We start from the raw sequence: 12884 nt of genomic DNA, 5'->3' as shown, positions 1-12884 counted from the left end.
AACCTGCGGCCTTAAAATAACACCCAGACAACATCACAGAAATGCACCAGGATCATAATTGAAACAAAAATGTTAAAAACCTTGAGCTGGCTCGCACAAGCCGGACCTTTTTAAAGTATTGTAATCACATCAATTGTGCTTTAGATAACGTTCTTCGAAGGTTTCAGCGGGTACCGCACGGGCATAAAGGAAGCCCTGAGCGATTTCAACCCCCGCCTGCGCCAGCCATTCACGCTGCGCTTCGGTCTCGACGCCTTCCGCCACCATCTGCAAATTCAGACTGCGCGCCAGCAGGATAATCGCCGAGACCATGCTGTTATCTTCCGGCAGGCCATCGACAAACATTTTGTCGATTTTCAGCACGTCGATGGGCAGGGATTTCATGTGCTGGAGCTGGCGCAGCCCCGCGTAGCCCATGCCAAAATCGTCCAGCGCGATACGCACGCCGGCGTTACGCAACGGACGCAGTATCGCCACGGCGGCATGCGGGTCGTCGATCCGCCGACTCTCCGTCACTTCCAGAATGAGCGTACCCGGCTGGATACGATAACGATTTAACAGTTCCAGCATGTCTGACACCATATTCGGGTGCATCAACTGGAGTGCTGACAGATTGACCGACAGCGGCAGCGTGATCCCCCGTTCCTGCCAGGCTGCGAGCTGACGACAAGACTCTTCCAACACCCAGTGGCCCACGGTGACCATCAGGCCGCAGGACTCAATCCGCTCAATCAACCCTTCCGGCAATTCCCAGCTCCCGTCGGGCTGCTGCATACGCAGCAACGCTTCGGCGCTGACCACGTTGCCGCTGCTCATCTCCACCTGAGGCTGCAACCAGAGGGCAAAGCGGTGATTGTCCAGCGCGGTGAGAATATCGCTCTCTTCGGTCAGCCGTTTCTGGGCGATTTCCATCTGCTCAGGATCGAAGAACTGAATCTGATTTTTGCCCTTGCGCCGGGCGGTAAACGCTGCGGATACCGCGCGCCCGTAGAGCTGTTCGGCGCTGAGATCGCCGTAATACATCGCCACACCAATGCAGCAGCTTGGGCGAAGTTGGATCCCCTGCACCGGCAATCGCTCATTGATGATAGTGAGTACTTGCTGACCTAATGTGATCGCGTGCCACGGCTCTTTGACGCCGTGAGCGATAATGGCAAAATCGTAACCGCTGATCTGCGCGAGCACCATTCTCGGTGACAGCACCGATTTCAGTTTCTCCACCAGCGTCAGCAGCAGAATTTCCCGCTGCGCCTCTTTCAGCACGCCCGCCGTATCGCGCAGCGTTTCACAGGTGACAATCATCAGCGCCGTGGTGTGCTGACGCGACACGACCTGCTCGAGCAGCCCCATCAGGAACGCTTTGTTCGGCAGGTCAGAGACCGGAAAACGCATCGCGTTATCCGTCTGCTCTTCGCTGTGGCGCTGGACCAGTTGTTGATTGAGGTTGTAGCTGCGCACCAGCAGACCAATCTCATCGTCATAATGCAGACGCGGCAACGCCAGCTGATGTCCAATCAAATCCTGTTGCGGAATGTTATTCAGCTCGCGGGCAATTTTGCGCAGCGGGTGCAAAATCAGGCGATTCACGCACCAGCTAATGGCGACTGTTAGCATCAGGGATAAAAGTAAGTAAATGGTCACTAACGTAGACAGCGTGCTCATCACAAACTTATACATGCGGAATGAGTCGGCCTGGAGCACCAGATATGCCAGCGGTTGCGGATTTGCAGGACGTTCAAGTGAATAGACAGGCAGCGAGATCTGCACCGGCAGTTCGAAGAGTCGGGTTATCATGACCGGAACGGGCCGTTCAGGGATAAAGCTCATGCGCAGCGCCTGAAACTGATTCGGTAGCACCACATCGGCCCGTTGCACCACCCCCGCCGGTTTGATACTGGCAAGAATCGCTTCGGCTCCGGGAATATCGGCTTTTAAAATTGAGGCAGACAGCGGTTCACGTACCGAACGGGCAATACTTTCCAGTTGCGTCGCCGTGTTGTAGCGGTTCTGCTGCACCAGATGAAACAGCAAAACGGTACAAAACAGAAACACAAACACCATGACAACGGCAGCCACCATTGCCATCTGCTTAATTGTTAACGAGCGACTGACGCGCAATATTGTCTCCCCCGGATATCCCAGATTGCCGCCCGAGTATACCCGATCGCGGCGGCATTGAGAGAGGCTGTGTCTGAAAAGGATTTTTCTGATTACCAGTCCGCGTAAGGCACCAGCGGCTGCGGCGGTAAATCCATATCGCCCTGCCAGCCTGCGGCGGAATAACGAACATACAGCAGTAAATGGCTAGGCGCGTAGTCTTTTGCCTGTTGAATATCCACCGCGGTCCCGACAAACCAGTTCGAGGTCACCCGACGCTCAATCAGCGCCCGCGCGGTATAACCAAAGCCCTGGCTGCTTCCACCACCGTTAGTTTGGTCGATGGCTTCCTGGTGGTAATCCGACGGAATCAGATTCAACAACGGATAACGCGGCATGGTTTTGGTGCGCGAATGCGACCAGGAAACCGAACCGCCCAGTTCCCAGGACCAGTTTTCCGTCCGCTGACGCCACATTACCGGCACCGCGAAGGACAGGTATTCCTGCGGACTGTAGTAGCCACCGTGGCCCAGCGAATAACCGCTCAGGTCTTTGTCGTAGTGCCAGATCATATTGTTCAGACCTACGGTGACACGGCGATTATTCTCGTTGATGATTTTGTAGTAGTAACCCGTCATCCACCGGACGCGCCAGTTATCCTCGACATTTTTCCCGGTTAACCGATCGGCGCCGAGTGAAGCCCAGACGCCGTTGGCTTCACCTTTGTCGTAGCTGAGGCTAATCCCGCCGCCATCGGCACGAACGCCACCCCATTTTTTACCGGTGTTGACGTCGTTGCTGTCGCCGTTGTGGCTCTGCGCATCTTTCTGTCCGCCAAAGGCCAGCAGCGAACTGGAAATCGGACGACGGTGCGCGTTCAGGGTATAACCCAACGGCCCAATGTCATTGCTGTAACTGACGCCGCCGACCACATCGACAACGTTGAAGCCCATCGGCGTGGTGCCGATATCCCAACTCCAGGTGTCATTCTTCCAGCCAACAGCGACGCTCGCCCCCGTGTCCGACTGGCTGCGACTGCCGCTACAGTCTTCCAGCGTACAGGTGCCCCAGTTATTCTTGTAGCGACCATTGTCATCAGTCGAGAAGCTACCTGCATTCATGTTGACCAGATCGGTACGGAAGAACATACGACCGTCCGAATACGGCGCATCCACATGCAACATAGTGGTATGCGCTTTTAGATCAGAATAGCCGCCGGTACCGCTCGATCCCCAGTAGTCATGCTCCAGCGTGACGTTCAGATCCTGTTGACGATACAAATCCGCCGCATCGCTGCGCACGCCACGCTTCAGCCAGTCATCTTTTTCATCGTTACGGGTCAGACGGGTAAAGGTGTCATTATCCTGCGGACGCGTTGGCGTAATACCGGACGCCACCATCGCATCTTTGTACGTATCCAGCGCCTGTTGCGGCTCGCCGCTCTGCGCCTGGAAATGCGCGGCGTCACGCAGCACCATTGCGCTTTCCATTGATGGCGGCTGCGCTTTGGCCTGCGGAATCAACGTATTGAAGGTCTGTTGTGCCGCAGCGGTATCGCCAAGCTGCATTTGTGCCAGTGCGATTCGCCGCTGCATGTTGATTGACGGCGTCTGCGTTGCGGGCAGTTTTGCCAGTTGCGCTCGCGCGGCAGGCTTGTCGCCCTGGGCGATGTACACTTCTGTCAGCCCCAGCATCGCATCGACGTTATCCGGTTCGCGCGCCAGCACGGCGTCGTATGAACCTCGCGCCGCATTGTATTCCCCGCGCTGCTGCGCCCAGTCGGCCAGCGTTAAATCGAGACGGGTGGAGGCAGGCTGTTGGCGTAACAGCGCTTCAGCCTCGGCTTCCCGGCCGCTGTCGCGCAGACGATTCGCCGTTTCCAGCACCTGGTTGCTTTGCAGGCGATCGGCCAGTTCCTGAATGTTACTGTTCCACTGACTGCGCGGCAGGCTGTTGATATGCGCCAACGCCGCCCGATCCTGATCATTGCCGGACAGGTACAGCCCATACGCATACACCTGTTCCGGATCGTTGGGTTTCTGACGCGCCAGCGCGCTCATCTGCGCATCAGCCTGACTACGCTGCCCGGCCTGCCATAGATCGCGTGACAGACGATAGGTTATCCAGACGCTCCCCGGATCCAGCGCCAGTCGGCGGCGTTGCAGTTCCGCGGCCTGTGCCCAGTTGCCCTGGTTCTCCAGCGTTTCGGCCTGCTGCGCCAGACGATCGTTTTCCAGTCCGCGTTCAATATCATCAATGCTGCGACGCTGGCTGGCAGAGAGCGTGGCAATAAACGCGGAGGCTTTCTCCGGCGACTGCGCGCGATAGAGGTTTGCCAGACCGCGTACGGCATTGGTATTACCGCTGTCCATGCGCAACGTCTGCTGGTAATAGCGCTCGGCAGCCGGATAATCTTTCCGCGCCATTGCTGCATCGCCCAGCCCCAGTACCGCATAGCTGTCGGTATTGTCGATGTTTCTGGCCTGTTGATAGAGACGTTCAGCCTGGTCAATATTGTTGGCTTTGAGCGCGGCATCACCCTGCTGAATCGCCAGCCAGTAACTGTTCACTTTCAGCAGGCTTTCCCACTTGCTGCGACTCCCGCTCTGCGGATCCATCGCCAGCGCTTTCTTAAACTGTGCAACGGCGCTGGCGCGATCGCCTCGCTGAGAGTAGGCCTGCCCCAGCGCACCCACGGCTTCGCTGTCGTTTTGGTTGGCTCTCACCGCCTGCTGTAATTCTGAAACCGCCCGTCCGCCCTGGCCTGCGTCGACTGCCGCCAGCCCCTGCGCACGCGCGCGGAATGTCGGATCGGAAAGCTGTTTTTGCTGTTCGCTAAGCTTACTGCGTGCCGCAGCCACGCTGTCCCCCTCACTGAATACCGTGAGGTATTTTTGCAGCGCCTTCACGCTGGCATCGCTGACCGGCAGATCTTTGATCTGGGTGTACCAGATCGTGGACGCGGCATTGCGCCCGGTGTTGGATTTCGCCATCTGCTCCAGAACTACAAAGCCTTCGGCCGGGCGATCGTTATCAAACAACAGCTGTGCCAGCGTATTTTGCAATGTGTTATTGCCCGGACTGCGGGCGTTAATCGCCTTGAGCTGATTAATCGCCTGATTGCGGCGGGCCGGAATTTTTGCCACCGCGCTCCAGTACTCCACTTCCAGGTCGCCTTCCGGCGGGTTGCCCTTGAATAACTTATCATAGGCGGCAACCGCCTCTGCGGCATGCCCGGTTGTCGCCTGTAGACGCGCTTGCTGTAACGACTGACGCCCATCCGGCGTCGCTAACAGCATGGTGGTTTGCGACGATTTATAGGCATTAGAACCCGGCGCTAATTGAGAAAGTCGATCAAGCTGTTTCTGCGCGCCGTCGTTATCGCCCTGACGCAGCAGGTAACGAAAGCGAGCGGCAATGACGTCAGGATTATTCGGGTCCATCAGTTCGAGGCGATAGAGCGACTGGCGCACCAGATCTTCGCGGTGCGTTGCTTCTCCCAGCCGCACCTGCTCCAGCAACTGCTGTTGCGCCGACGGCGCGGCGTCGGCAAAGGGCATCAGGGCAATGCCGAGTGAAACCCCGAGTAAACTTAATTTGAACTTGCGCATTCCTGGCCCCAGTCAGGTAGTAACTCACCTTTGGCGGTGAAGCGATAACGATGCTGATCCCACCCTTGTCCGAAGAGGGTTAGCACGTAGCTGTAATAGGCATCGCTGCCGGGGAAATGGTCTGTTACGCGCTGTCGCTGCACCGCTTGTGCGTCGCGGTTTTGCAGGAAAGGCAGTAAGGCCGCAGAAAAGCCTACCGGGCCATTGCCCTGCGCTTTGCCGCTGGCGACGTCCACTTTCTCCGGCGGGAGACCGTTTTTAGTTGTCAGGGTTGCCATCGGTTTGAATTTTGCCAGCAGCCGTGCTTTCTGCGGGTCGCCGTCATGCATCATGCCCACCCACAGATAGACGCGAATCGCGTCGTAACTGCTGACCAGCGTTTTCTCTGCCTTCAGTTGCCAGCCTTTGTTTTTCTCGTAACGAACCCAGTCCGGTGAGAAACCTTTCGGCGCCGTTTCTAACAGCAGTCGCTGGTTGGTTTCACGCAGAGTGGACCATGGCGCGCCGAAACGGGTGAAATACTGCGCCAGCTGCGGTGGCAGATAGCTCGGATTAAAGCGCCAGGTGTTGGCGTCGGCAAAACCAATCTTGCCGGGTAACAGCATGGAGCCCAGCCCCGGCACCGTCACCACTTCTTCGCTGGCAATGCGTTTCAACAAGGCTTTGCCGATCTCGGTATAGCGCGGTTCTTTCCACAAGCGTCCCGCCTCCAGCAGCGACCACGCGATCCAGATATCACCGTCAGAAGCAGAGTTGCTATCCAGCACCGCCCAGGTGGAGGGATCTTTCTGCCCCCACAGCCAGGCGGGCAGATGATCTTTTAGTGAACCTTGTGCCAGATTATTCTCTGTCCATGCCAGCAGCGTATCAAAAGCCTGGCGATCGTTAGCGGCGAGGGCAAAGAACATCGCATAGCTTTGCCCTTCCGAGGTGGTGATTTTGCGTGCGTCGCTGGGATCAATCACCCGCCCTTCCTGACTGATGTAATCCTTTTTAAAGTGATCCCACTCAGGCCAGGTACAGGCCGCCTGTACACTCAGCGCGGCCAGCATTAACACCATGACTATCCCACTTCGCAACGCGTTCATTATTTATCACTCATGATCCGGATCGAGACGGCGGCGACTGATGATGCGCAGCAGACGCCACAGTACCCAGGCCAGTAATACCACGCTGATCGCCGCCAGCACCGCTAACAGCACCGGATGGTTAGCCAGCGCGTACCACAGACGTTCAAACCACGGCAGGTGACCCACATAGTAGATCTCGCCGACGCGTAAACTGCTCACGCCAGATTCACGGATCACCGAGACGGAACCAAACATCGCCGCCCGTTTGCCGCTGTCATTGATGGCCTGGTTCAGCAACTCATAGCCGCGCGGACTATCCGCCAGCAGCGCCACCACGCTACGCTGATCGTGAAACGGCGACTGGAAGCCGACGACCGCTGCCATCGGTCCACTCGACGTTACCGTCGCCTGCGCATCCGCTTTGCGATCGGCTTCATCCGGCATGATGCTCGGGAACGTCGTCTGGCGCATTGGGGTTTTCACCCAGCTTTCTGCCGCCTGAACCAGCAGGTCGATACGCTTGTCGTCTTTCAGTTTGTCCGGGATCGAGCCGATAATCAGGATGTCCGCATCTTTGCCCTGAATCTGGCTGCTGTCATCGGTGATAGTCAGGTTAATCGCCGGGAAGCCGGTTTGCGCGCCAATAGTGCCTGTCGCGTCGAGCAGTGTTTCCATCTGCGCTTCGTTCGGCGTTTTCGGCATCACGGTGAGGGTTTCCGACAGATCCGCCATGCGGCTGAACGGGAAGCCCGCGTTCGCAAACGCGCGCAGATCCGGCATCGCTATGAAGTGGTAGTACTTCGAGAAGTCGATGGTGGAGTCGTCGCCAATCACCACATGGTTCGGCACCGGCTGGAAGGTAATACAGTTTTCAACCGAGCCGCCCGGCATCGGGTTCATGTACTCGAAGTTAAACCGCAACTGGTTCATCGCGCCCAGCTTCAGCGCCGGAATGGCGACATCCGTTTTCCCGTCCAACAGTCCTTGCAGTACCGGCAGACGCAGTAGCAGACGGTTGCTCTTCTCATTGCTGGTCAGACTAAAGGCTTGCAGGAACTGGTTATTCAGACTGATATCCATGCGCGAACTGTCTTTGGTCGGCGGCGTGGTGTAACGGTAATTGAGATTCATATCAATACCGGTACTGCGCAGCAGATAGAGATCCGGCGGCAGGTTCAGCGAGACGTTGATCGCGGCAGGTTCCATCCCGGTGGACTGCAACTGCTCTTCATAGGTTTTCAGTTCACCGAAGGTGACCGGGCGATCGGTGCGCACCCAGTTTGGCGCATCGTACGGTTTACGCGGCAGCAGCGGTTTCACCTCGTTGACTTCCACACGGCTCCCGCGGAAGAGAATATTGCCCTGGGCGATCCCTTTCGCGGCCTGCAGCAGATCGTTGTCGTCACGACCGAACACCACCAGCAGTTTCACGTAAGGGTTATCCGGATGGCTGATCATTTCGATCACCGGCGCTTTCACCGGCGGATGTTCACGCAGGAAATCAGGTCGCTTGTCGTTAGTGGCAAAGACGATCGCATTACGATCCGGCAGCGTGTTGTACAGCACCGGGAAGTGCTGGCCTCGCCAGCCCGCCCGGGAACCAAACCAGGACGATACGATCGACGCCGCCTGTTGCAGGGTACGATCCGGCGAGCCGGCAAAGACCATGGGCAGCGTCACCGCGCGGTTGTCGCGTGGATCGAAGAACGGTACCGGGAAGTGCGAGAGATCGTTTTGCACTTCCAGCGTCTGGTAGGTGAGGTCCAGCATGCTGCTGCGACCGACGTCCAGCCACAGCGTACTGCTGGCCGGGTTTTCACAAACCTGCTGATAGTGGCCGACAAACTCCAGCCGCACACGGTTAAAGTCGGTGATAAACAATGGGTTGATCGGCATTTGCGCCAGCGTCTTTTTGCCCAACTGTTCCTGGGTGACCGGCAGCACGCCCATCAGCTCATCGTTCAGATAGACCTTGAGCTGCGACTGTATCGGCAGCAGGGATGGCGACGGGGTGTACTCCAGATTCAGCACGGCTCTGGAGACCACTTCATCGCTACGCATGCCAAATTCAATACTGCCATTAGGGTTCACGCCACGCAGCACCATGCTGCCCGGCGGCGGCGCGATCTGCGCAAACGTCAGTTTCACGTCACGGGATGGGCCATTCTGCGCCACAATCGGCGCATCAGCTCCCTGAACGCCCGGCATCACCTGACCCACCGGCTGATTTTCATCTGCCTGTGCAGGGGCGGCCGCCGCCGGGGCCACGGTTGGCTCAGTGTTTATCAATGGTTGCGTTGCCGGCGTCGCATTCGTCATGAATGAAGGGATTGCGCTCATCCCCATTGCCACTGCACAAATCCAGGAAAGTTTTCTTTTCATCGCGTTATCATCATTGTTGAGCCATAACCTGATCCGGCTGTTGCACCGCCACCTCGTCCTGCTCCGGACGGCGTGGAATGAACGACACAACCCAGGAAACCAGAGAAGTCAGAAACCGGAAAACTATTTTCACGGAAGATGGGGAGAATTCCGCAAGATGGCGATAGCCACGGAAACCCAGCTTCAGAATATCCAACAGGCTTTCCAGCGGCTTATCTTCCGGATAGCTGTCCTGCCAGAGCGCCCATGTATCAGCACGGGCAAACGTACACTGCACAAAATCGATATGCTGTTTGGTGGTCAGCGGCATCAGTTGCAGCCCCACCTGTTCACCCCAAACGCGCGCTACCTGTGTCGGGAAGACATATTCCTGCTGGCCGCGTTTGAGCAGTAAATTCACCTTCTGCCCCTCCAGCACCTGGGCCTGACCGTTGATCTTGATCCCCAGACCGCCGTCGGAGAAATCATGGACGGTGCACGAGAACAGATGTCCGTCCTCACGGGCAATCGCCGCTGGCATAGAAATTTCAACACGGTGTGAGCGGCGAACCTGTTTACTTTCAACCGATACCGCCACCGCGCCGCCGAGGATAATCAGGTTGTAGAACACCCACACCAGGCTGACGATAACAGTCAGCATTTCGTTTTCCGGCCCGTAGAAGTAACGCCAGACGCCGACCGCCACACCGAACAGGTTAAGCAGTACCAGGTAGATGTACGGACGGGAAATCACCCAGTCGACATACTCTTCTTCTACCAGCCCGCCCTTTGCAGTGACGTTAAACTTCCCTTTGTGCGGGTTAATCAGCGCCACCAGCGTCGGCGGCGCAATGTACCAGGCCAGCACCGTTTCGTAGATCTCACTCCAGAAGGAGTGGCGGTACTTGCCCTGAATCTTCGAGTTGGTCAGGCTGGCGTGAACCATGTGCGGCAGGACGAACAGCGCAATCATCAGCGCGGGCGCATAGATGATATAGGCATGCAGTAGCAGGAACGCCAGCGGGGCGGTCAGGAAGATCAGCCGTGGAACACCTGACAGGAAGTGGAACATCGCGTTGACGTAACATAATCGCTGAGCGAACTTCAGCCCTTTGCCGGTCAACGGGTTATCGAGCCGGAAAATCTGTACCATCCCGCGCGCCCAGCGAATGCGCTGACCGATGTGAGCAGATAAGCTTTCGGTCGCCAGCCCTGCCGCCTGCGGAATGCGCATGTACGCGGAGGTATAACCGCGACGGTGCAGACGCAGCGACGTATGCGCATCCTCAGTCACCGTCTCAACGGCAATACCACCAATTTCATCGAGCGGTTTACGGCGAATCACCGCACAAGAACCGCAGAAGAAGGTGGCATCCCACATGTCATTACCGTCCTGTACCAGACCGTAAAACAGCGTGCCTTCGTTTGGCGTCTTGCGAAAACGCCCGAGGTTACGTTCAAACGGGTCCGGAGAGAAGAAGTGGTGCGGCGTCTGCATCATCGCCAGCTTCTTGTCTTTCAGGAACCAGCCCATCGTCATTTGCAGGAACGAACGCGTCGGCACGTGGTCGCAGTCAAAGATCGAAACGAACTCGCCTTTGGCGTATTTCAGCGCATTGTTAATGTTCCCGGCTTTGGCGTGCTCATGGGTGGTACGGGCGATATATTTCACCCCCACGGTCTGGGCGAACTGGCGGAACTCTTCACGCCCGCCATCGTCGAGGATCCAGATATTGAGCTTATCTTTCGGCCAGTCGATACCCAGCGACGCGTAAATGGTGTTCTTCACTACGTGCAGATCTTCGTTGTAAGTCGGCACAAAGATATCGACCGACGGCCATTGAGACATATCTTTTGGCAGCGGCACCGGCTGGCGGTTCAGCGGCCAGACGACCTGGAAGTAACCCAGCACCAGCACAATCCACGCATAGGTTTCGGCAAACAGCAGGATCAGCCCGCAGACCAGACTCACCGGATCGTCCCAGTTTAGCGTGGAGGTATAGCGCCACCAGATATAGCGGCACGATACCGTCAGCGACAGCACAATCAGCATCAGCGCGGAGAAGCGCCCCGGCATGCGGCGCACGATCAGCGCAACGCCCCACAGCAGTATCAGGAAGATGAATTGCGCCAGCGGGTTAAACGGCTGGGTCACGCATATCAGCGCCAGAATCAACGAAAAAGTGACAATAATCCCGATGATAAAGCGACGCGCGCCAGAGCTCAGGTGACCAAGCTCTTTTTGTTTATCCAGGTGCGTGGTGTTTTGCGTCACGCGTCCCGGTAGCGCATCCATCCACTGGTGATAACGCCCTCTGACGCCTTGCAGACGGGAGAAGGTTTGCCAGCGAGGCTGCGTCGTCTCCTGACGCGGCGAGGTCGCCATCAGCCAGAGGGTCTGAATGGCATAACGGGCAGGATCTAACGGGCGCGGGCGCGCGGCGTTGATATGAGGATAGAGCGCTTTACGCTCGGCACGGATACGCTGCCAGCGCGGGTGCTCCAGCGGGATGAAGACCCATGCGAGAATCACCCACAGGCAACCCAGCGCCGCGCTGAAAGGCGACGCGCCATGACGACGATAACCCTGATAGCGCTCGCTTAAGCGGGCGCTCACCGGCGGAATAAGCAACCACCGGGACAGGACACTCATGATGCGCTCCCGACAGGAGTTTTTTGACCTGCGTAATGTAATAAACACCAGTTTGCCAGCGTCAGCACTTCTTCTGCGGCCAGTGAGTCACTGCGGTATTCCCCCAACGGCTGTTTGACCGCCATGCACTCAGCCATCGCTTCATCGCGGTGAATCACCATCGGCAGCAGACGACGCTGACTCTGTAGCCAGACCTGGTAGAGATCGTCCTGCAACTGGCTGCCAACACGTAAGTCGTTAATTAAAATATGCGCGCCCGCCGGCAGCGATTGCTGATGCAAACGGACATGGCAGTTGGTGTCGGCTTTGACAATCGCCAGCGTGTGGTCGCACTCATTGACCAGTTGTCGGGTTAACGGCGCGGAACCCGGCGGCAGATCCAGTAAAATCCATGAGTAACGCCCACTCTCTTTCAGCGCACGGATGCCCGCCGCGATGCCGCCCAGTCGTTCCAGCCAGCGGTCAGGATATTCCCGCTCCTGCGCCGTCAGTTGACCAAACGGCAGCAAATCAAGCTGCGAGGTATAACGCATCCCGCCTTCCTGCCAGTCACGACCATCAAGTATCGCTCTGGCCCAACCGTCGCGATGAGAAAAATCGACGTTGAATGACAGGCGCAACAAATTATCGGGGCTGGTATCCACAACCAGGACGTTTTCCCCTAATAATTGCAATGACCAGGCCAGTGCAGCCGCGATCGACGTCGTGCCCACTCCGCCTCGTATGCCCTGAAGTCCCAGAATGGCCATCCACGGCTTCCTTATTGTTGTTGCGCAAATTCAGCCAACAGCGGCCAGCGTTTAATCGCGGCGGCGAGCTGTTCACGCTGGGAAATATCAGTGTAATCAAATTCTGGCAATGAAAAAGCCTGGCTTAATGCCAGGAAGTCGTTTTGAAAGGTATAGCCCAATGTTGAATCAGTTTGCGTGCCGGGTTCGTTGTCAGACATTTTGTTTTATCCCTTTGAATAGACTCGCCATGCTTCAAACATTTTTTCTTTTCGCATTCCGCTTCGTTCTCACCGAAATTCGGCAAGGCCAGATGTTGCTCATTTTCTGTCTTGTTGTTTCGTGAAAATACGCGTCATGGAAT

At 57.0% G+C, this 12884-nt stretch carries 7 protein-coding genes; all 7 read right to left on the bottom strand.

Features of this window, described 5'->3' with window-relative positions; all coding sequences use genetic code 11:
• Positions 1-129 precede the first annotated feature (129 nt).
• The 7 genes from hmsP to bcsR all read right to left on the bottom strand — a co-directional run bounded on the left by hmsP (position 130) and on the right by bcsR (position 12741).
• Positions 130-2118, bottom strand: a complete 1989-nt coding sequence (gene hmsP, locus KI228_RS01215; RefSeq protein WP_071888336.1) for a biofilm formation regulator HmsP — start codon at positions 2116-2118, stop codon at positions 130-132.
• A gap of 92 nt (positions 2119-2210) precedes the next feature.
• On the bottom strand, positions 2211-5708 hold the full coding sequence (bcsC, locus tag KI228_RS01210) for a cellulose synthase complex outer membrane protein BcsC (RefSeq protein WP_061069346.1): 3498 nt from the start codon (positions 5706-5708) through the stop codon (positions 2211-2213).
• Positions 5690-6796 carry a cellulose synthase complex periplasmic endoglucanase BcsZ gene (bcsZ, locus tag KI228_RS01205; protein ID WP_058587427.1) on the bottom strand — a complete coding sequence of 369 codons (1107 nt, stop codon included), beginning with the start codon at positions 6794-6796 and terminating at the stop codon, positions 5690-5692. Before bcsZ ends, bcsC begins: the two co-directional genes overlap by 19 nt.
• Before the next feature lie 6 nt (positions 6797-6802).
• Positions 6803-9160 (bottom strand): cellulose biosynthesis cyclic di-GMP-binding regulatory protein BcsB, encoded by a 2358-nt coding sequence (gene bcsB, locus KI228_RS01200; protein ID WP_054176509.1) that lies wholly within the window; start codon positions 9158-9160, stop codon positions 6803-6805.
• Between the two features lie 10 nt (positions 9161-9170).
• Entirely contained in the window at positions 9171-11792 is a 2622-nt protein-coding gene (bcsA, locus tag KI228_RS01195; protein WP_061069347.1) for a UDP-forming cellulose synthase catalytic subunit, read from the bottom strand.
• A complete protein-coding gene (gene bcsQ, locus KI228_RS01190) occupies positions 11789-12541 on the bottom strand; it encodes a cellulose biosynthesis protein BcsQ (RefSeq protein ID WP_044253734.1) in 753 nt (250 codons plus the stop codon). Before bcsQ ends, bcsA begins: the two co-directional genes overlap by 4 nt.
• A gap of 11 nt (positions 12542-12552) precedes the next feature.
• Positions 12553-12741 (bottom strand): cellulose biosynthesis protein BcsR, encoded by a 189-nt coding sequence (gene bcsR, locus KI228_RS01185; protein ID WP_042323607.1) that lies wholly within the window; start codon positions 12739-12741, stop codon positions 12553-12555.
• Positions 12742-12884: the final 143 nt, after the last annotated feature.

It is taken from the genome of Citrobacter amalonaticus (assembly GCF_018323885.1).
GTDB classification, from domain to species: domain Bacteria; phylum Pseudomonadota; class Gammaproteobacteria; order Enterobacterales; family Enterobacteriaceae; genus Citrobacter_A; species Citrobacter_A amalonaticus.
Note: the sequence above shows the minus strand (reverse complement) of the source record. Positions and strands in the feature narration are given on the sequence as shown.